Source organism: Croceibacterium sp. TMG7-5b_MA50, assembly GCF_039830145.1.
Taxonomy (GTDB): Bacteria; Pseudomonadota; Alphaproteobacteria; order Sphingomonadales; family Sphingomonadaceae; genus Croceibacterium.
In genome coordinates, this window is record NZ_CP156082.1 from 1,521,667 (window position 1) to 1,542,477 (window position 20,811).

Annotated in this window: 18 protein-coding genes; 7 read left to right on the forward strand and 11 right to left on the reverse strand. The window is 67.8% G+C overall.

All coding sequences use genetic code 11. The annotated features are described in order from the left end of the window. Positions 1-17: 17 nt before the first annotated feature. From V5740_RS07330 to V5740_RS07360, 7 genes are all read right to left on the reverse strand, one after another. Positions 18-2,192 carry a sodium-translocating pyrophosphatase gene (locus tag V5740_RS07330; protein WP_347301848.1) on the reverse strand — a complete coding sequence of 725 codons (2,175 nt, stop codon included), beginning with the start codon at positions 2,190-2,192 and terminating at the stop codon, positions 18-20. Positions 2,193-2,291: 99 nt separating this feature from the next. Continuing rightward, a complete protein-coding gene (gene thiL / locus V5740_RS07335) occupies positions 2,292-3,179 on the reverse strand; it encodes a thiamine-phosphate kinase (RefSeq protein WP_347301849.1) in 888 nt (295 codons plus the stop codon). Continuing rightward, positions 3,176-3,640, reverse strand: coding sequence for a transcription antitermination factor NusB (gene nusB / locus V5740_RS07340; RefSeq protein WP_347301850.1), 465 nt, complete (start codon positions 3,638-3,640; stop codon positions 3,176-3,178). Before nusB ends, thiL begins: the two co-directional genes overlap by 4 nt. Further along, a complete protein-coding gene (gene hisD / locus V5740_RS07345; RefSeq protein ID WP_347301851.1) occupies positions 3,637-4,929 on the reverse strand; it encodes a histidinol dehydrogenase in 1,293 nt (430 codons plus the stop codon). Before hisD ends, nusB begins: the two co-directional genes overlap by 4 nt. Further along, positions 4,929-5,594 (reverse strand): ATP phosphoribosyltransferase, encoded by a 666-nt coding sequence (hisG, locus tag V5740_RS07350; RefSeq protein ID WP_347301852.1) that lies wholly within the window; start codon positions 5,592-5,594, stop codon positions 4,929-4,931. Before hisG ends, hisD begins: the two co-directional genes overlap by 1 nt. A 30-nt stretch (positions 5,595-5,624) precedes the next feature. Continuing rightward, the gene (locus V5740_RS07355; RefSeq protein ID WP_347301853.1) at positions 5,625-6,719 is read right to left on the reverse strand and encodes a spore photoproduct lyase family protein; all 1,095 of its coding nucleotides are present in this window, start codon (positions 6,717-6,719) and stop codon (positions 5,625-5,627) included. A gap of 51 nt (positions 6,720-6,770) precedes the next feature. After that, positions 6,771-7,922 (reverse strand): pyridoxal phosphate-dependent aminotransferase, encoded by a 1,152-nt coding sequence (locus V5740_RS07360; protein WP_347301854.1) that lies wholly within the window; start codon positions 7,920-7,922, stop codon positions 6,771-6,773. 279 nt (positions 7,923-8,201) lie between these two features. Here V5740_RS07360 and V5740_RS07365 point away from each other — a divergent pair, with 279 nt between their 5' ends. Both V5740_RS07365 and V5740_RS07370 read left to right on the forward strand, forming a co-directional pair. Further along, on the forward strand, positions 8,202-9,014 hold the full coding sequence (locus tag V5740_RS07365; RefSeq protein ID WP_347301855.1) for a sulfite exporter TauE/SafE family protein: 813 nt from the start codon (positions 8,202-8,204) through the stop codon (positions 9,012-9,014). Positions 9,015-9,136: 122 nt separating this feature from the next. Further along, positions 9,137-9,631 carry an Lrp/AsnC family transcriptional regulator gene (locus V5740_RS07370; protein WP_347301856.1) on the forward strand — a complete coding sequence of 165 codons (495 nt, stop codon included), beginning with the start codon at positions 9,137-9,139 and terminating at the stop codon, positions 9,629-9,631. A gap of 53 nt (positions 9,632-9,684) precedes the next feature. On the opposite strand, the gene V5740_RS07375 is transcribed toward V5740_RS07370, so the two are convergent. Then, a complete protein-coding gene (locus V5740_RS07375; RefSeq protein WP_347301857.1) occupies positions 9,685-12,309 on the reverse strand; it encodes a TonB-dependent receptor in 2,625 nt (874 codons plus the stop codon). A 300-nt stretch (positions 12,310-12,609) separates the two neighbouring features. Here V5740_RS07375 and V5740_RS07380 point away from each other — a divergent pair, with 300 nt between their 5' ends. Continuing rightward, a complete protein-coding gene (locus V5740_RS07380; protein ID WP_347301858.1) occupies positions 12,610-13,608 on the forward strand; it encodes a LacI family DNA-binding transcriptional regulator in 999 nt (332 codons plus the stop codon). 12 nt (positions 13,609-13,620) lie between these two features. Here the strand turns inward: V5740_RS07380 and V5740_RS07385 are convergent, their stop codons facing one another. From V5740_RS07385 to V5740_RS07395, 3 genes are all read right to left on the reverse strand, one after another. Next, positions 13,621-14,325 carry a TorF family putative porin gene (locus tag V5740_RS07385; RefSeq protein ID WP_347301859.1) on the reverse strand — a complete coding sequence of 235 codons (705 nt, stop codon included), beginning with the start codon at positions 14,323-14,325 and terminating at the stop codon, positions 13,621-13,623. 23 nt (positions 14,326-14,348) lie between these two features. Then, positions 14,349-14,798, reverse strand: coding sequence for a hypothetical protein (locus V5740_RS07390; protein WP_347301860.1), 450 nt, complete (start codon positions 14,796-14,798; stop codon positions 14,349-14,351). A gap of 132 nt (positions 14,799-14,930) precedes the next feature. Beyond that, complete coding sequence (locus V5740_RS07395) at positions 14,931-15,992, reverse strand: methylated-DNA--[protein]-cysteine S-methyltransferase (protein ID WP_347301861.1); 1,062 nt, start codon at positions 15,990-15,992, stop codon at positions 14,931-14,933. 82 nt (positions 15,993-16,074) lie between these two features. Between V5740_RS07395 and V5740_RS07400 the strand changes: the two genes are divergently transcribed. From V5740_RS07400 to V5740_RS07415, 4 genes are all read left to right on the forward strand, one after another. After that, a complete protein-coding gene (locus tag V5740_RS07400) occupies positions 16,075-17,634 on the forward strand; it encodes a serine protease (RefSeq protein ID WP_347301862.1) in 1,560 nt (519 codons plus the stop codon). Positions 17,635-17,778: 144 nt separating this feature from the next. Then, positions 17,779-18,333 (forward strand): F0F1 ATP synthase subunit delta, encoded by a 555-nt coding sequence (locus V5740_RS07405; protein WP_347301863.1) that lies wholly within the window; start codon positions 17,779-17,781, stop codon positions 18,331-18,333. Positions 18,334-18,361: 28 nt separating this feature from the next. Further along, on the forward strand, positions 18,362-19,891 hold the full coding sequence (gene atpA, locus V5740_RS07410; RefSeq protein WP_347301864.1) for a F0F1 ATP synthase subunit alpha: 1,530 nt from the start codon (positions 18,362-18,364) through the stop codon (positions 19,889-19,891). A gap of 15 nt (positions 19,892-19,906) precedes the next feature. After that, entirely contained in the window at positions 19,907-20,788 is an 882-nt protein-coding gene (locus V5740_RS07415; protein WP_347301865.1) for a F0F1 ATP synthase subunit gamma, read from the forward strand. The last annotated feature ends 23 nt before the right edge of the window (positions 20,789-20,811 follow it).

The window sequence follows — 20,811 nt, forward strand, 5'->3', positions numbered from 1 at the left end:
CCTGTGCCGTCCAACTTTCAGCCGGCCAGCGCCGCCAGCAGCAGCAGCGCGACGATGTTGGTGATCTTGATCATCGGGTTGACCGCCGGACCCGCGGTATCCTTGTACGGGTCGCCCACCGTGTCGCCGGTGACGGCGGCCTTGTGCGCCTCCGATCCCTTGCCGCCGTGGTTGCCGTCCTCGATGAACTTCTTGGCATTGTCCCACGCGCCGCCGCCGCTGGTCATCGACAGCGCCAGGAACAGCCCGCCGACGATCACGCCCAGCAGCAGGGCGCCCAGCGCCGCGAAGCCGTTCTGCTGCCCGGCGACCAACGTGATGCCGTAATACACCGCCACCGGCGCCAGCACCGGCAACAGGCTGGGCACGACCATCTCCTTGATCGCGGCCTTGGTCACCAGGTCCACCGTGCGGGCGTAATCGGGCTTGCTGGTGCCGGCCATGATGCCCGGATTGCCGGCGAACTGCGCGCGCACGTCCTGCACCACGTCGCCCGCCGCGCGGCCCACGGCCGTCATGCCCATCGCGCCGAACAGGTATGGCAGCAACGCGCCCAGCAGCAGGCCGACGATGACGTAGGGGTTCTCCAGGCTGAAATCGACGTCGAGGCCGGGGAAGAACTCGGCAAGATCGGTGGTGTAGGCGGCGAACAGGACCAGCGCGGCCAACCCGGCCGACCCGATGGCATATCCCTTCGTCACCGCCTTGGTCGTGTTGCCCACCGCATCCAGCGCATCGGTCCGTGCGCGGACCGTGGCGTCCAGTCCAGCCATCTCGGCGATGCCGCCGGCATTGTCGGTCACCGGGCCGTAGGCGTCCAGCGCGACCACCATGCCCGCCAGCGCCAGCATGGCCGTCGCGGCATAGGCGATGCCGATCAGGCCGGCGATCTCGTAGGCGCCGATGATCCCGGCGACGATCACCAGCGTGGGCAGCGCGGTCGCCTCCAGGCTGATGGCGAGGCCCTGGATCACATTGGTGCCGTGCCCCGTCTCGCTCGCTTTCGCGATGGAGCGGACCGGGCGGAAGCCGGTGCCGGTGTAATATTCGGTGATCCAGATGATCGCGCCGGTGATCAGCAGGCCCAGCAGGCTGCACCAGAACAGCGCCCAGCCGGTGAACGGCCGCACCTGCGCTGCCATGCCCTCCACGTCGATCGGCTCGCCCGGCGCCACCCCTTGCGTGGTGATGGTCAGCGCGTCGCCGCCGATCGCGGCGTCCATGCCGCCCAGCGCCAGGTTGATGGCGAACCAGATCGCGGGGATCGACAGCAACGCCGTCAGGCCGAACCCCTTGTACATCGCGCCCATCACATTGGTCGCCCGGCTGCCGCTCTTGCCCAGCCGCACGGCATAGGTGCCGATGATGCTGGTGACGATGCACACTCCGCCGATCAGCAGCGGCAATGCCATCAGCGGCAGCAGCAGGTCGCCCGCATCGCGCACCAGCAGCGCGGTCAGCACCATGGTCGCGCCCACCGTCACGACGTAGGTTTCGAACAGGTCGGCGGCCATGCCGGCGCAATCGCCCACATTGTCGCCCACATTGTCGGCGATCACGGCGGGGTTGCGCGGGTCGTCCTCTGGGATGCCGGCCTCCACCTTGCCCACCAGATCGGCGCCGACATCGGCCGCCTTGGTGAAGATGCCGCCGCCCAGCCGCGCGAAGATGGAGATCAGCGACGCGCCGAAGGCCAGCGCCACCAGCGCGTCCACCACCTGCCGGTTGTTGGGCGCCAGCCCCACCGGCCCGACCAGCAGGCCGAAGAAGCAGGCGATCGCCAGCAGCGCCAGGCCCGCCACCAGCATGCCGGTGATCGCGCCGGACCGAAACGCCAGCGTCAATCCTTCCTGCAGGCCCGTCGCCGCAGCTGCGGCGGTGCGCAGATTGGCGCGCACGGAAATGGTCATGCCGATGAATCCGGCGACGCCCGACAGCACCGCCCCCACCACGAAACCACCCGCGCTGATCGGCCCCAGCAGCAGCAGCACGACCAGCGCCATGACCGCGCCGACCACGGCGATGGTGGTGTATTGCCGCCGCAGATATGCCGTCGCGCCCTCCTGGATGGCGGCGGCGATCTCCCGCATGCGGTCGGTTCCGGTGGCGCTGCCCAGCACCTGACGGCTGGTGAAAAAGCCGTAGACAATGGCCAGCAGGCCCAGCGCCACGGCGATACCGATCAAGTTCATCGGCGATCCTCTCCTGATGGCCCGATCATTGTCGCCGGGTCCAAACAGCGGAGGCTAAGGGCTAAAACGTCATGCGCAAGCGAAAAGCTGGCACGCTAATCAGTCGTGCTGCCAGCCCAGGCCCCCGGCATTGGCGACCGGCTGCCCGTCCACGAACATCGGCACGAAGCCGCGCTGTTCCACCTGCCCGACCTGCGTGGCGGGGACCGGCGGCGTGGCGCCTGGCGGCAGGGTGAACAGCAATTGGTAATCGTCGCCCCAGCTCAGCGCCTGCAACCGGCGCCGGTCCGGCAGGGCGATCGGCACGGCGTGCGTGTCGATGGCGATGGACACGCCGCTCGCCTCCGCCAGCCGCCAGGCATCCAGCAGCAACCCGTCCGACACGTCCATCATCGCCGTGACCAGCGGCGCCAGCGCCCGCCCTTCCGCCAGCAGCGGCACCGGCCGGCGATATGCGGCGCTGTCCGCGCCCGTGCCCCCACCCGTGCCATCACGCAGCGCCTCGAACCCCGCCAGCGCCGCGCCCAGCGTGCCGGTGACCCACAACCCGTCGCCCGGCTGCGCCCCATCGCGCCCGGGCACCGGGCAATGGGTCGCCCGGCCGATCGCGGTCAGCCCCCAACTGCGCGGGGGGCCGCCGCTGACCGTGTCCCCGCCCAGCAGCGGCACTTTGTGAATTCGCAAAACCTCGGCCAATCCGCCGAGAAATCGCTCATCATCCGCGCCCAGCATGTGCCCCAGCAGCACGCCGACCGGCTCGGTCCCCTTGGCGGCCAGGTCCGACAGATTGGTGGCGACCAGCTTCCAGGCGATATCTGCCGGGTCCTGCCCCGGCAGGACGTGCACGCCTTCCACCAGCATGTCGTGCGTCAGCACCAGCGTCTCGCCGCCGACCGTCAGCACGGCCGCATCATCGGCCAGCCCGCGCGCCGCCGGATGCCCGGCCAGCACGCGCAATCCTTCGATGAAGGCGGCCTCGCGGCTCACTTGCCGGCGGAGGGGCGCACCGCCTTGGCCACGGCATCCAGCACGCCATTGGCGAACTTCGCCTCGCGCGCATCGAAGAAGGCGTGGGCGACGTCCAGGTACTCGCTGATGACGGTGCCGACCGCGATATCATGGCGGGCCAGCAGCTCGTAGGCGCCGCAACGCAGGATCTGCTTCATGGTGCGGTCCAGCCGCGCCATGGTCCAGCCGCTCGCCAGCTTGCTTTCCACCAGCGTGTCGATCTCCTCCGCGCGGGCGATCGCACCCTTCACCACGTCGTCGAAGAACGCCATTTCCGCCTGCGCGATCGGCTCCTCCTCGATCGGGCGGCCCAGGCGGTGCTGGTGGAACTCGTCCAGCAACTGCGGGATCATCGTCCCTTCCATCTCGCGCTGATACAGCGCCTGCACCGCGGCGAGGCGCGCGGCGGAACGGGCGACGGACTTGGACCGGGAACTCATTTCAGGCGCAACTCCACCGAACGGGCATGGGCTGGCAGCCCCTCGGCATGGGCAAGGGCGATGGCGGCAGGACCGATGCGGCCCAACGCCGCCGCATCAAGCGCGATGAAGCTGGTGCGCTTCATGAAATCGAGCACCGACAGCCCGCTGGCGAAACGCGCGCGCCGGCCGGTGGGCAGGACGTGATTGGGACCGGCGACATAATCGCCGACCGCCTCCGGCGTGTACCGGCCCAGGAAAACGCTGCCCGCGTGCCGCAACCGGGCGAACATGGCTTCCGGATCGGCGATGGCCAGCTCCACATGCTCCGCCGCCAACCGATTCGCGAGCGCCGGCGCCTCCGCCGCGAGGTCGTCCACCACGATGATCACGCCATGCGCGTTCCAGCTGTCGCGCGCGGTCCGCTCCGTCGCCAGCTGGCTGCACTGCACGTCCACCGCATCTGCGACGAGATCGGCGAAGGCGGCATCGTCGGTGATCAGGATCGACTGCGCCGCCGGGTCATGCTCCGCCTGGCTCAGCAGGTCGGCGGCGATCCAGTCGGGATCGTTCCGCCCGTCGGCGATCACCAGGATCTCCGACGGCCCAGCGACCATGTCGATACCCACCACGCCATACAATTGCCGCTTGGCCTCCGCCACATAGGCATTGCCCGGCCCGACGATGGCATCCACCGGCGCGATCCGGTCGGTGCCGTAGGCTAGCGCCCCGATCGCCTGCGCCCCACCGACCCGCCACACCTCGTCCACCCCGGCGAGATGCGCGGCGGCCAGCACCAGCGGATTGCCCTGCCCCTTCGGCGTCGGAGTCACCACCACGAGCCGCCCCACCCCGGCGACCTTCGCCGGTATGGCATTCATCAACAGGCTCGACGGGTAAGCGGCCCGCCCGCCCGGCACATACAGGCCGGCGGCATCGACCGGATACCATTTCGCGCCGAGCCTGACGCCCGCATCGTCCGTGAAGTCGCGGTCCGCCGGTAACTGGTCGCGGTGATAGGCGGTGATCCGCTCCGCCGCCAGTTCCAGCGCGCCGCGCAGATCGGGATCAAGCGCGTCGAACGCCGCCCGGCAATCCTCCGGCGGGATGCGCCAGTCGGCATCATCCGTCAGCGTGTGCCGGTCGAAGCGCTGCGTATATTCCGCCAGCGCCGCATCGCCGCGAAGGCGAACGTCCTGCAGGATGTCCGTCACCGTGCGGGCGACGTCGCCCTCGCTTTCCCGCCGGTCATCGACCAGCCGGGCGAAACGCCGCTCGAAATCCGCAGCCTGGCTGTGAAGGCGCAGCATCAGGCCGGCTCCGCCACAAGGGTCAGTGCCCGGAAACGCTCGACCAGATCGGCCACGCGGGCATCGGTCTTCAGCGCGGCGCGATTGACGATCAGGCGGGCCGACACGTCCATGATCCGATCAGTCTCGACCAGCCCATTGTCGGCCAGCGTGCGCCCGCTCGACACCAGATCAACGATCCGGCCGCTGAGACCCAGCGACGGGGCAAGCTCCATCGCGCCGTTCAGCTTGACGCATTCCGCCTGGATGCCACGCCGCTCGAACCAGCGGCTGGCGATGTTGGGGTACTTGGTCGCAATGCGCAGGTGACTGGCGCGCCCTGGCAGATCCTGCGCCCCGCCACGCGGCTCCGCCACCGACAGGCGGCAGTGGCCGATGGCGAGATCGACCGGAGCATAGAGTTCGGAGTAGTCGAACTCCTCGATCACGTCGGAGCCGACGATCCCCGCATGCGCCGCGCCGAACGCCACGAAGGTGGCGACATCGAACGCGCGCACGCGGATGATGCTGGTTGCGCCGTCCTGGCTCGCGAAGCTGAGCGCGCGATTGCCCTTGTCATGGAAGGCATCCTCCGGAACGATGCCGGCGCGCGCCATGACGGGCAGCGCCTCTTCCAGGATGCGCCCCTTGGGCACGGCAAAGGTCAGTGGTCGGGATTGGCCCATGGCAGGGCCGCACATAAGGGTGGCGGCCAATCAGGTCCAGTAGAGGATACGCGCCTGCGGCAGGTCCGTGGCGATCCGCCCCTCGAAGAAGCGGCGCAGGTCGCGCATGGTAGCCGCATCGTAGACCTGCTTCTCGCTGCCGAACTTGGTCCGCTTGGTGGTGCGATTGGCCTCGGTCATGTCGAGAGCGGAGCCGGGATACCATTCCGTAAGCACCGCTTTCGACCCCGGTGTGAACCGGTGGGTGATGAGCTCGATCGTCAGGTCCAGCCCGGCAATCCCGTCCAGCGCCGCCGCGGCATCGGCGATCAACTCGCCATAGGCCTGCTGCCAGCCGGGTGCGGCGATGATTGGCGCGATCGTCAGCCCGACGGGGTATCCGGCGACCGCCATATCAGCCAGCGCGGTGAGGCGTTGCGCCACGGGCGATGTGCCGCCTTCGAACCGGGCGAAGGCGCGCGGATTGACGGAGGCGCGCATCCGTGTTCGCCCGCCATGGTCCAGCGCCAGCAATGGTGCGACATCGGCGAACTTGGTGGTGAAACGGAGCTGCGCGTCAGCCTGCCAGCGGCCGAACCAGGCAATCGTCGCGGACAGCGATCCGGTCAGCGGCTCTAGCGCGAGCGGGTCGGTGTAGCACGATGCCTCGAACGTGGTGCCCTCCCCCGCCCGTGTGCGGCTGCGCGAGGTGATGGTGCCCTGCCCCAGATAGGCGGGCAGTCCATCGAGAATTTCATCGAGATTGGCGTAGACGCGGGTGATCGGCGGGCCCTTCAGCGATCCAGCGAGATAGCAGTAGCTGCAATGGGCGGGGCACCCCTCAGCCAGGTCCACGCGCCAGTCGGCACTGGGCGCGATCGGCTGCAGACGCCGTTTGGAAGGCGAGGCGACGGTCAGCGCCAGAGTGGCTTTCGCCTCCACATAGGCGCGGCGGGGATCGTCTGGCAGGTCGAGCTTCAGCCGGTCTCCCGCAAGCTCCATCACCTCAATGCCCAACTTCGCGGCGCGCTCGGCAATCGAGCGGCCATGAGCGAAGCCGAGTGCCGCGCGGGTGGCGATCACTCGGCGAGGGCGCCAGGCGGCGGGTGTCGTGACCGAACGAGAAAGGGCGGGGGCCAGCTGCACGAGACATGCAACGGCCGCCCGCCACGTTTGGTTCAAACAGTCATAGCCAGGTCAGGCCATGATCTTGTCCACCGCATTGCTGAAGGCCATCATGTCGGCCGCAGAGCCGATGGTGACGCGGGACACGTTCGGCCAGATGGGCCACGAACGGCCGATCTGGATGTTCTCCGCCATCAGCGCTTTCTGCATGTCGGCCGCCGGGCCGCGCTTCCAGTCGACCATGATCATGTTCGCCTCCGACCCGCCGTGCACGATCACGTCGTGGCGATTCAGGCGCGCAATCGTCTGTTCGCGATTGGCGATCATCGCCGCCCGGCGGGCGGCGATCTGCGGCGCCAGCGTGTAGGCGGCATTGCCGCAGGCGAGCGCGGTGATTGGCAGCGTGCCGGTCACCTGCCGCCCGTCATACCGCATCATCTTGTCGTGCAGCGCCGGTGCCGCGAACGTCAGGCCGAGGCGGATGCCGGCCATGCCGAACAGCTTGGAGAAGGTGCGCATCACCACCACGTCGTCACGCGTGGCGGCAAGCTTGGCGGCGGACGGCGCTTCCGAGAAGTGGATGTAGGCCTCATCCACCAGGATCACCGAGTCGGCCGGCTTGTTGGCCGCCAGCCATTCGATGTCGGCCAGCGGCGTGACCGTGCCTGTCGGATTGTTGGGCGTGCAGACATAATACAGGCCGGCATTGGGATCGGCGGCGAGCATCGCGCGCACGTCCAGCCCCTTGCCCGGTTCCAACGGTACCTTGGTCAGCGGAGCTTCCAGCCAGGCGGCGGCGCGCCAGGCCGATTCGAAGGTGGGATCAGCCGTCACCAGCCCGCGGGTGGGCGAGCAGAACGAGATCACGGACCGGACCAGCGGGTCGCCCGAGCCCGGCCATGGCAGGATGCGATCCTCCGGCAGCCCCTCCGTCTGCGCCACGGTGCGCAGCAGCATGCCACGCTGATCGTCCGGGTCGTAACGGTTGCCTTCCGCCACGATCCGGGCGGCGGCGGCGGTCGCTTCCGGGAACGGGCCGGTCCAGCATTCATTGGCGCCGATCCGCACCGCACCGGCCACGCCGCGCGCGGCCTGGCTTTGCGCCTGAGCCTGCCCGGCGACCTGCGCCAAAGCCATTCCGCCGCCGACCAGCGCGGCGATGCGGCCCAGCTGCCGCCGCGAATAGCCACGGTCGAGCAATTCCTCGCGTGCTTGCTGTTCCATCACCTGAATTCCCCCGATTGCGTCACCGAAAAGTCGAAGGCGGCAGCTGCGCACAGCCCACACCGCCCCCGGCGGCCCCGCTCTAACACTATCTCCCACCCGCAACGGCCTGCGTCAAACATTTTTAGAGCCAATCTGACGCTTTGACGCATGATTCTTCTGTCACTCAGCCCTTGTCCAGATTGAACATTGCACCTAACGAGGCTGTGGCGATGGCTTCCGGGGGCAAAATGCGGAGCACGCCGGGGGGCGGACCTTTGATGTGCAGGGGTTGGAAATATGATCGACATCATCGTGCCGGGGTTGAGCCTGCTGGCAGCAGGTCTGGTTGCCGGCTTTGCCGCCGGGCTGTTCGGCATCGGCGGCGGCTTCGTGGTGGTTCCGGCGTTGCTGGTGGTCCTGCCGCTGCTGGGCGGTGATCCGACTCACTTGGCGCATGTGGCCATCGGCACCAGTGCCGCGACCATCATCGTCACCTCGCTCCGCTCCCTGTCTGCCCATGCACGGCGCGGCGCCGTTGAGTTCGAGGTCCTGCGCGGCTGGGCCATCTGGATCGTGGTGGGCTGCGGCCTAGGCGTACTGCTGGCCGACCATGTGGACGGGCGCCTGCTGACCCTGATCTTCGCCACAGGCGTAGCGTTGATGTCCATCAACTTCCTGGTGCCGGCACTTGGCGACAAGGTCGTATCGGACCAGATGCCGGGTGGCCCGGTGCGAATCGCCTTCGCCACCGGGCTCGGCACCTTTTCCAGCCTGTTGGGGATCGGCGGCGGGACGCTCGCCATCATGATGATGACGCTGTGCGGCCGGACCATCCACCGGGCGATTGCGACCGCCAGCGGCGTCGGCGCGCTGATCGCGGTTCCCACAACCATCGGCTTCGTCGCCATCGGGCTGGGGCAGCAGGGCCTGCCATGGGGTTCGCTCGGCTACGTCAACCTGCCGGCTACGCTGGCGGTCGCGGCCATGTCGATCCTGACCGCACCTTATGGTGTCGCGGCGGCGCACAGCCTGCCCAGCCGGCCGCTGAAGATCGTGTTTGGGCTTTACCTGCTGTTCGTGGCGGCGGTGATGTTCAATCGCAGCATGTAGCAGTGCCGGATTGGCCGGGCGCGAGATCAGGCCGGGCTAAACATGCCTCTGTAATCATACGACACTGGCGCGTGCCTGCCGCCTGCCCTATTGGCGTGGCGATGAAAGTTAGCACAGTCAGTATGGTTGCGCTGGACGAAGCGGATCTGAAGATCCTGGATGTCCTGCAGCAGGATGGTTCCCTCTCCATCGCGGCGGTGGCCGAACGAACAGGCCTGTCGCAGAACGGCTGCTGGCGGCGCATCCGCCGGCTGGAGGATGAAGGCGTCATCTCCGGCCGGGTCACGCTGCTCAACCCGCGCAAGGTGGGACTGGACCTCACCGTGTTCATCGCGGTCAAGGCGAGCGAGCATTCGCAGGAATGGTTCGACACCTTCACCACCACCGTCCGCGAGATGCCGGAGGTGGTCGAGTTCTACCGCATGGCCGGTGAAACCGATTACCTGATCAAGCTGGCCGTGGCGAACATCGCTGCCTACGACGCGGTGTACAAGCGGCTGATCAAGTCGGTGAAGATCGTCAACGTGACCAGCACCTTTGCAGTGGAGGTGCTGAAGCTGACCACAGCCCTGCCGCTGGAGCAGCGTGCCCGTATCCCCGAACCGTCCGCCTCATAGAAAAGGGCGGAGCCGCCAGGCCCCGCCCTTCCCTTTACTTGACGTGGCCCGACCTAGAAGTCGGCGCCCACCCGGACGTACCAGAACCCGCCCAGATACCCGATTGGCGAGGCATCGTTGTAGATGCGTCCGCTGCCCTGTGCGCCAGTCTGTGGGTAGATGTTGCGGATCTCGCGGTCCGGATATTCGTCGAACAGATTTTCCACGCCCGCAGCGAGGCGGAACCGTTCGGCGATGGTGGTTCCCACTTCCAGGTCGAAGGTGAACTCGTCACCAAAGGTCTGCACCGTCGGCCCGCTCGCCAGCACATCGTTGTACGATGTGATCTCACCCGCATAGTTCACCCGGCCCGTGACGTACCACAGGTCGGCATCGAAGGTGGTGGCGAACACGCCGCGGAACTCCGGCGTGAGCCCTTCGATGTTGAGCGCCCGCTGCGCGGTGATCGCGGCAGGGCGGGTGATGTCGGTCACCTTGCTCTTGTTGTAGTTCATCGCCAGCGAGCTGTTGATCGACCCGAAACCAAGCGGCGCGCGATACGTCAGCACCGCATCGACACCCTGCGTGCGGGTGGCGAAGCCGTTGGTGAAGTAGTTCACCTGGCCAAGGTCGAACGCATTGCTGACGCCTTGCGCGAACAATGCCTGCTGCTGCGCCGCCGTGACGTTGAACGGGGAGGTGATGGCGATGCGGTCCGTCACCTCGATATTGTAGTAGTCGACCGTCAGGTTCAGTCCGTTGTCGGGAGTGATGACCACACCGCCCGAGAAGCTGACCGATTCCTCAGGCGACAGCGGTTCCGACCCGAAGAACAGGCCGGTCACGCTGTTCGGCGTCACGGTGGCGGTGGCGACCGGGACGGTGCTGCCGTTGGGAAAGCCCGTCTGCACGTTCGATGTCGCCGACTGACCCGGCGTCGGCGCGCGGAAGCCGGTCGACACGTTGCCGCGAATGGCGATCGCGTCGGAGAAGGCGTAGCGGGCGCTGACCTTCCCGTTCACCGTCGAGCCGAAGTCGGAGAAGTGGTCGAACCGCCCGGCGACACCAAGCGTAAACGCATCGACGATATCGGTCTCAAGATCGATGTAGGCCGAGTAGCTGTTGCGCGACTGGTCCGACACCGACGCCGGGCCGTAACCCGGAAAGCCGTTGGCACCCACGGCCGCAGTCGCCTGGAACCGGGTGCCATTGGGCCGCTGCACCGTCTGCGTGGCATAGGGGCCGATCGCCCATGAAGCCTCGTCACCCTGGCCCACGACATAGGTTTCGCGCCGGAATTCCAGGCCGGCGGCGATGTTGAGCGGGCTGGCGAAGCCAACTTCCAGCGGATAGCTGGCATCGAAGTTGAGGTTGGTCTCCCGCTGCTCCAGCGAGCCGAGATAGAACTCGGTCGGCGATTGCGGTCCCAGCGACGGGTTCAGCGTCTCGTTCATGTGGTACCGGATGCGATTGCGCCCGGTCGCGGCACTGAGGTCGAAGCGCATGCCGAACGATGTCTCCCCGCGATAGCCGAGGACGCCGTGGATATCCGTGTTGGTGGACATGAACAGCGGCACAAAACCTTCGGGGAAGAACTCGCTCGCCTCGAACGTGCGGCCGATGCTGCTGTAGACCGGTGCACCGGTGGCGGTCTGCAATCCGGGGATCGCGTCGAGGTAGATCGTCCCGACCGACTTGCCGAAGGTCTGCGGCGCGGCCGGTGTCACCCCGGGGAAGGCGATGACGCCGGGCACGGTCACCGCGATCGGGCGGCGGTAGTTGAAATCCACCTCCTGATCCGCGCGGCCGTAATTGCCGAAGAAGTAGAGCTCCGTCGCCTCATCGACCGGGATCGCCGAGTTGATGACCACGCGATAGGCGGTGTTCTCCGGCTGGCCATAGCGGGTCGGCGGGAACGGCACGTCCACGCCCGCCGCACGCAGCGCGGCGGAGTCCGGTCGGTCGAGCGCACGGTTGAACAGGCCCTGGTCGATGAACTCGCCGGAGATGTTGAAGAAGCCGTCACCCAGCTTGAACCCGGCATTGGCCGACAGCTGGATATCCTCCGCATCCCCTTCGTAAGACTGGCCGTAGCGGGCGTTCAGCTCCAACCCGTCATCATCCTCCCTGAGGCCGAGATTGATCACGCCGGCGATCGCGTCCGAGCCGTACTGCGCGGCTGCGCCATCGCGCAGCACTTCGACCCGGCCCAGCGCCACGGACGGCAGCTGCGACAGGTCGGGCCCCTGTGACCCAGTGGAGAGCGAATCGCCGGCCACCTGCACGAGCGCGCTGCGGTGCATGCGCTTGCCATTGATGAGCACTAGGATCTGGTCTGGCGGCAATCCGCGCAGCGTGGGTGGGCGGACGAAGGACGCGCCGTCTGCGCCGGCATTGCGCTGCTGATTGAAGGACGGAACCAGGTTGCGGATGATGGTCTGCAGGTTTGGACTTGGCTGCGTCGCCAAGTCGTCGGCCGTGAACACATCCACCGGCACTGCGGATTCGGTCACCGTACGGTCTATTCGGCGTGTACCGGTAACGATGATCTGGTCCTGGTCCAGCTCCTCACCAAATGTGGCGGTACCGCTCTCCGCGCCCGGAGCGGCTTGCGCCAGCGCGGCCGGCGCGCCTAGCGGGGGCACAGCGACCAGCGCCGCCGCCACCGCAGCGCGCGAAACCCATTGCTTAGAAATCATTCAGCTAACCCCCCGATTCTGTGATCTTCCGGGCGCCTCTCCCTCACTGTCCGGCCGTTCGCTCTGCTGTTCAGCAAGACCCCTCATGCTTACGGCGGACGCTGCGACCGCATCCCGCCCCGTTGCAATGCAAATTACGAACATGCTGCCAAAGTGCAAACGGTAATGTCGAACTTGCAGCTACTTGTGCAATTTTGTTTGGCCTGCGCGGCGTATTGCGGATAATTCATTCGCTCCATACGTCTGGACGGTACGCAGGAGGCTTGCGTCGAGAGCGGTAGCGTGACCATTAAAGGCAGCATGACGGGCAAACGAGTGACACGACTGGCGGACATAGCCGCGCTGGCAGGGGTCACGCCGGCCACCGTCTCGCGCGCATTGTCGGGGCATACGCAAATCAGCACCGCCACCCGGCAGAAGGTACTGGCGATCGCGCGCGATCATGGTTTCCAGGTGAACCAGACTGCGCGCAACCTGCGGCTTGGGCGGACACAGGCGATCGGCGTGGTGATCCCGCTGGGCCATCGCAGCGCGCAGCGGGTGTCTGACCCGTTCTACACCGCCCTGATCGGTGAACTGATGGAGGGACTGGCGCGACGGGGGCATGCCATGCTGCTGCAGAGCGGCGCGCCGGACGATACCGACTGGCTGGAGAGCCTAGCCCGCAGCGGGCGGGTGGACGGGATCATCGTGCTCTGCCAGTCAGATCAGGACCCGGAGCTTCGCGATGTCGCGCGCACCTACGGCCCGTTGGTGGTCTGGGGAGAGGCCACCGAAGGCTATTGCTGTGTCGGCACCGACAATTTTGCGGGGGGCCGCCTGGCAACGGAGCATCTGCTGGCCGCCGGTCGACGACGGATCGCCTATGCCGGGATGACCGACATTCCGGAACTTGCCGCCCGGCATCAGGGCTACCTTTCGGCTCTGGCGGAGGCAGGCGTGGCGCCCGGACCGCAGGTACCCGTGCCGCTGGCCTTTGACCGCCGGGACGCCTGCCTGCATGCACTGATGGACAAGGCCGGGCCGGTCGATGCCGTAGTTGCCGCGTCGGACGTGATCGCCATGGGCGTGATCGCCGCATTGACGGAGGCGGGGCAGCAGGTCCCGGCCGACGTTGCGGTCGTCGGCTATGACGACGTCAGCCTAGCCGCGCATGTCGTGCCCGCGCTGACGACCGTGCGGCAGGATCTGACGGGCGCGGCGGAGGTCATGCTGGACCTGCTGTTCCGTCGCATCGGGGGAGAGATTGCAGCCTCCGTCAGCCTGCCCCCGCAACTTATCCGCCGGCAATCGGCCTGACGCCAGGCAAGTTCAGAAGCTGAAGCGCGCGCGTGCGACCAGCCGGTCGTCATGGTCGCCTTTGGCATCGCGGTCGGGAATGTCGGTGCCGACATATTCCAGCGAAAAGGCCAGCGGTCCGGTGACGTGATCGACCCCGACCCGCCAGTCGCGATAGGTGCCACCCGGCCGCAGGCGGCTGGCGCGCAATGGATCGTCCACATCGCCTGACGACCGGCCGACATGGCCATACACGGTGAATGGGGTCGCCGGGATGCCGGCATCCGCGCCGGCGAACAGATAAAGGTTGCTACCGCCGATCGCGTCCTGGGCCGGCGCATAGAACGCCCCGCCGGTGGCACGGATCGGGCCAAGGGTGTAGCCGGCGGTGACGCCCAGCTCCGCGTAATCCTGCTTGCCCACGGCGCCGGTGAACAGGTGCACGATGCCTTGCGCGGTCAGTTCCACCGGCCCCGCCTGCTGCCTGGCGGCGAGGCCCAGATCGATGACCGCGTCCGCCCCGCCATGCAGGCCCGCATCGCGCAGGGCGCCCACGCGGGCCGTCCCCTCCAGCGCGCCGATGCCCAGCGCCACGTCGGCAGAGGCGGTCGCCCGGCCTTCGCTCCAGCTCACGCCGCGGCGGTTCTCCTCCGTCGCCATCTCCACGCCCGGACGCACGGATATCACGTTCTGTGCCGAGGCGGCCGTGCCGGCGAACGACACGGCCGCCACAACCACACTTGCTGCTGGTCGGAGCAGCTTCACTCGCCCGCCATCGCCAGCTGCCGTTCCACCTGCGCGATCAGCACGGCGCGGTCGGCCTCTGCCGTAGCGACAAGCCGGCTGCGCAGTTCATCCGACCGTTCCGCAAAGTGCTGCGCCACATCGCTGCGATGGGCGTTGCACCAGCCGGCCCGCGTCAGCGTAAGTGCCTTGCTGCCGTCGATGCTGCGCGACAGCAGGCTGCCATTGGCATGGCGCGCTTCCCGCTCCACCGCCATGTCAGCGTTCCATTCGCAGCGCAACGTGGCGGCGCGGCCACCCGGCGCCGGGTGGCCGATCTGCCGTGCGTCCAGGGTGACGATGCCGCGATATTCGGCATCGATCGCCCCACTGGCATGCTCGATCTGCGTGCGGTGTTCCAGCGGCTGCTGCGGCGATACGACAATGGCGCCGAGCGTGAGCCCGGCGGCGGCAAACAATCCGATCATAAGCGTTCTCCACCTGCGATGCCCCGGCCTTTGTGACCGTGGGCGTTGTCCGGCCTGTTGGCCTGCGGCTCACGTTGGTTCGCGCCGGACGAGGTACAAGTTACAAATCGTTACATCTCCGCGGACGGCTGCTCAGCCCTGCCCCTCCCTTTCCCGGCGTAGCAGTTCGCGCTTGATTTCGGAACCGTAGGCATAGCCGCCCAGCGCTCCGCCGCTGCGCACAACGCGATGGCAGGGGACCAGCACGGCAACCGGGTTTGCGCCATTGGCGCTGCCCGCGGCGCGAACCGCCCTGGGCTGCCCGGCGGCGGCGGCAAGCTGCGCGTAGGAACGGGTTTCCCCGGCCGGAATGCGCTTCAGTTCGGCCCAGATGCGTTCCTGGAACACGGTGCCCTGCACATCCAGCGGGATGGTGCTGCCACTGGCACCGGGTTGCTCAACGGCGGCGACCACCCGTTCCAACAGGGCGTGGAAAGCCGCGCCGCCCTTCGCCAGATCTGCCTTCGGGAACCGGGCGGCAAGCTCAGCCGGACCTTCCGCAAAGGACAGGCGGCACACGCCTTTGCCGGTCGCGGCGACCAGCATCTGCCCCAGGCTGGTATGGACAACCGCCCACTCGATCCTGACACCCGCCCCGCCTCGCGCCCAGACCGAAGGCGCCATGCCCAGTCGACCATCCACCGCGGCGTAGAAGCGGCTGGGGGCGGCGAAGCCCGCATCGTAGACCGCCGGCGTGACTGCCCCCGCCTCGCTCAGCGCCGCTGCCGCGCGCTCCTGCCGCAGGGCACGGGCATAGGCGGCCGGCGACAGGCCGGTCGCGCGGGTAAACAGGCGCTGGAAGTGCGCCGGCGAGTAGCCGGTGGCAGCGGCCAGCTCCGCCAGAGACACGGGCTGCTGCGCCGCGCGGATCAGCGCCAGCGCATGCTCCACGGCGGCCACGTCGCGCGCCTGCTCGTCCGGGCGGCAGCGCAGGCAGGGGCGCAGACCTGCCGCCTGTGCGGCCGGCCCATCCGCGAAGAACCGCACATTGCCGCGCCGTGGGTGGCGAGCGGCGCAGGACGGCCGGCAATAGATGCCGGTGGACAGCACGCCGGTGACGAAGCGCCCGTCGGCGGCCGCATCACGGCGGAGCACGGCGGCCCAGGCTTCGTCATCGTCGATCGGCGCGGTGGTCATGATGGCGGTGTCGGTCATGGCACCGGGTTGTGGCAGGTCCTGCGCGCCGATGCATCCCGCGCCTTGCGTTCAAACCGGACGGGCGGCAAGTACCCGCGCCATGCGCCTTGCCCTTCTTCGCCTGCTGCTGTGTGCCCTGACGCTGCTCGCCTGGGCGCCGCAATCGCGTGCCGAGCCGTCGGACATCGCGGCGGCGGCGCGCGGCGTGGTGCGCGTCGTCATCATCGACCGGCGCGGCGGGCAGGTCACGCCGGTCTCGCATGGCAGCGGCTTCGCCGTGGGGGCCGAACGCGTGGTGACCAATGCGCATGTCGTGCAGCAGGCGGTCGATGACCCGGCGCTCGCCATCGGGCTGGTCCCGTCGGACGGAGGCGACGCGATCTACGCCCGGCTGGTGGCGGTCTCGCCCCGTAACGATCTCGCGCTGCTGGCGACCACCGCACCCATGCGCCTGCCGCCGCTGACCATCAGCGGCAACCCGGAAGCGGAAGCCGGGCCGGTCACGGCGGTGGGGTACCCGATGAACGTCGACCGGGCGCAGGGCCTGTCCGCAGGCGACCTGTTCCGCGCGGTGCCCCCGGTGAAGAGCTCCGGCTTCCTCAGCGGCCGGCGCCCCTCGCGCGAGTTCGATTCGCTGCTGCACACTGCGCCGATCGCGCGCGGCAACAGCGGCGGCCCGCTGCTGGACGAATGCGGCCGGGTGGTGGGAGTCAATTCCTTCGGCGCGGAAAGCGGCAGCGCCGATGCCGAGTTCTTCTTCGCGGTCTCCACGCGGGAGCTGTTGCCCTTCCTGGGCGAGCACGAAGTGTCGCCCGTGGTCAGCGTCTCGGCCTGCCGCACCCTGGCAGAGCTGGACGCGGCGGAGGCGGCGCGGGCCGAACGCGCCAGCGCCGATGCCGCGCGGCGGGCCCAGACCGCCGCTGCGGAGCGTGCCGGACAAGTGGCGGATGCCCGCCAGGCAGAGGAATGGTCGATCATTGCCGAGCGCGAGAACGGCATGGCTGCCGCCTTCGTGCTGCTGCTGGCAGGCTTCGCGGCGGCGCTTTACGGTTTGTTCCTGCGCGAATTCCCGGCTGCAGAAGGCGCGCAGGATGCACGGCACCAGCGGATCGCCTTTGCCGTCTCCGGGCTGGCGCTGGCGGGCGCCGGCGGAGCCTGGGCGCTGCGCCCCGGCTTCAACGTCATCGACGATCGGGTGGCGGATCGACTGGCGGCGGGCACGCAGGCGGGGGCAGAGGCACCGGCAGCAGGAGATGCGGGTGAATATGTCTGCACCCTGGACGATGCACGCAGCCGCAGGATCGGCGATGCCGCGACTGATGTGACGATCGGCTGGGTGGAAGGCGGCTGCATCAACGGCCGCACGCAATATGCCCTGACCGCCGGCCGCTGGACCCGCATCCTCGTGCCGGAGGAGGAGGCCGCCGTCTCCGTAAACCGCTTCGACCCCGTCACCGGAGAGTACCGCGTCGACCGCTATCTGCTCGGCCGTGACGTGCTGGGACGGGCGCGGCAGGCGCGCGGAAGCTACGAGGCGCCGGGATGTGGTGGCGGAGCCGAGGCTGCGGTACAACTGGCCGAGCGGCAGCAGGCCGTGCTGAACGTGTTGCCCCCGCGCCCCAACGAACGGCTGGTCTACCAGTGCCGTCGCCAGCCCTGAACGTGCAAGGCAAAGCGGTCCGGTTGCAAGCTGCGCATGTGGATGCTAGGCGCGCGGCAATTCTGCCGGGGGGCTGATTCAGCGATCCGTTAAGCGGCAGGTCCGTGTTATCACCTTTGTCCGTCTTGAGAGGACCTTCGCGCCGTGGAGCTTTCCGCCGGTATTCAGGCAAGTCTTGCAGGCCGCTACGCCTCCGCTCTGTTCGATCTGGCGAGCGAGGCCGGTTCGGTCAGCCAGGTGGAAGGCGACCTTGATCGCCTGTCCGCCGCTCTGACGGAGAGCGCCGAACTGCGCGCGCTGATCCGCAACCCGCAGGTCAGCCGCGATGCTTTGCGCAGCGTCTTCGACGAGATCGGCGAAACGCTGGAGATTTCCGGCCTTACCGCCGGCTTCCTGGGCACGCTCGCGCAGAACCGCCGGATGGACAAGCTGCCGGAGATCATTCGCGCTTTCGGCGCCATCGCCGCCGCGCAACGGGGCGAGGTCACGGCGGAGGTCGTCAGCGCTCATCCGCTCGACGATCAGCAACTGCAGGTGATCGAGGGCAAGCTGCGGGCGCGCGAAGGGCGCACTGTCAAGCTGCGGTCCCGCGTCGATCCCGACATTCTCGGCGGGCTGGTGGTCACCATCGGCTCGCGCCGGATCGACAGTTCGATCCGCACCCGTCTCAACACCCTCTCCCAGGCCCTGAAGGCCTGAAGATCAGACCCTGCACGAAAGGCAGAGCATGGAAATCCGCGCCGCAGAAATCTCCCGCGTCATCAAGGAGCAGATCGCCAGCTTCGGCACCGATGCGCAGGTGTCGGAAGTCGGCACCGTGCTGTCCGTCGGTGACGGCATCGCCCGCATCCACGGCCTGGACGAGGTGCAGGCGGGCGAGATGGTCGAGTTCGACAACGGGCTGCAGGGCATGGCCCTGAACCTGGAGGCCGACAATGTCGGCGTCGTGATCTTCGGCTCCGACGCGGGCATCAAGGAAGGCGACAGCGTGCGCCGCACCGCCACCATCGTGGACGTGCCCGTGGGCAAGGGCCTGCTGGGCCGCGTGGTCGATGCGCTGGGTAACCCGATCGACGGCAAGGGCCCGATCGATACGACCGAGCGCAAGCGTGTGGAGGCCAAGGCCCCCGGCATCATCCCGCGTCAGTCGGTCCACGAGCCCGTGCAGACCGGCCTGAAGGCGATCGACGCCCTGGTGCCGGTCGGTCGTGGCCAGCGCGAGCTGATCATCGGCGACCGCCAGACCGGCAAGAGCGCCGTGGCGATCGACACCTTCATCAACCAGAAGGAAGCGAACGCCGGCACAGACGAGAGCAAGAAGCTCTACTGCATCTACGTCGCCGTCGGCCAGAAGCGGTCCACCGTGGCGCAGATCGTGCGCCAGCTGGAGGAGAACGGCGCGATGGAATATTCCATCGTCGTTGCCGCCACCGCCAGCGAGCCTGCCCCGCTGCAGTACCTGGCCCCTTATACCGGCGCGGCGATGGGCGAGTTCTTCCGCGACAACGGCATGCACGCCGTGATCGTGTATGACGATCTGTCCAAGCAGGCTGTCGCCTATCGCCAGATGTCGCTGCTGCTGCGCCGCCCGCCGGGCCGCGAAGCCTATCCGGGCGACGTGTTCTACCTGCACAGCCGCCTGCTGGAGCGTGCGGCCAAGATGTCCGACGCCAATGGCGGCGGCTCGCTGACCGCGCTGCCGATCATCGAGACGCAGGCGGGCGACGTGTCGGCCTACATCCCGACCAACGTGATCTCCATCACCGACGGGCAAATCTTCCTGGAGACGGGCCTGTTCTATCAGGGCATCCGTCCGGCCATTAATGTGGGCCTGTCGGTCAGCCGTGTCGGTGGCGCCGCGCAGACCAAGGCGATGAAGAAGGTCGCGGGCTCCATCAAGCTGGAGCTGGCGCAGTACCGCGAGATGGCCGCATTCGCCCAGTTCGGCAGCGACCTTGATGCCGCGACGCAGCGCCTGCTGAACCGCGGTGCGCGCCTGACCGAGCTGCTGAAGCAGAAGCAGTTCGATCCCATGCCGTTCGAGGAGCAGGTCGTCTCCATCTTCGCCGGCACCAACGGCTACCTCGACAATGTCCCGGTCGCCCGCGTGACGGAATACGAGGCGGCCATGCTGTCCTTCATGCGCAGCGAACATTCTGCGGTACTGGGCGAGATCCGCTCCTCGCAGAAGTTCGAAGGCGAGGTGAAGGACAAGGTCGTCGGCGCGCTGGACGCGTTCGGCAAGACCTTCGCGTAAGAACAGGGACAGCCGGTGCCTTCGCTCAAGGAACTCAAGGGTCGGATCAACTCGGTCAAGTCGACCCAGAAGATCACCAAGGCCAAGCAGATGGTCGCCGCGGCCAAGCTGCGGAAGGCGCAGGCGGCGGCGGAATCCGCGCGCGCCTACGCCGACCGGCTGGCGGGCGTGATGGCCTCGCTCAGCGGCAATGTGGCGGGGCAGGCCAATGCCCCGTTGCTGATGCGCGGCACGGGCGCCGACACCCGTCACCTGCTGGTGGTGGCGAACAGCGACAAGGGACTGGCAGGCGCGTTCAACTCCAACATCGTGCGCGCCGCGCTGCAGAAGGCGCGCGAGCTGGAGGCGGCGGGTAACAGCGTCGAGTTCTACCTGATCGGCCGCAAGGGCCGCCCGGTGATCCGCCGCACCTATCCCGACCGGATCAGCGCGCAATTCGACACGACCGAGATCCGTGAGCCCGGCTTCGCGGAGGCGGAGCGGATCGCGGACGAGCTGGTGGCGATGTACGAGGCCGGCCGGTTCGACGTCGCCCACCTGATCTTCAGCCGCTTCCGCTCCGCCCTGGTGCAGGAGCCGACGGTGCAGCAGATCATCCCGGTGCCCGCGCCCGAGGCTGCGCCCAAGGCCGGCAGCAACGACGCGGTGGTGGAATACGAGCCCGACGAGGAGGAAATTCTCGCCGAGCTGCTGCCCCGTTATCTCAAGACCCGCATCTTCGGCGCGCTGCTGGAGAATGCGGCCAGTGAACAGGGCGCGTCGATGACCGCGATGGACAATGCCACGCGTAATGCCGGCGACCTGATCAACAAGCTGACGATCCAGTACAACCGCAGCCGCCAGGCCGCGATCACCACCGAACTCATTGAAATCATTGCTGGCGCGGAAGCGCTCTGAGCTAAGGACCAAGGACGAACACC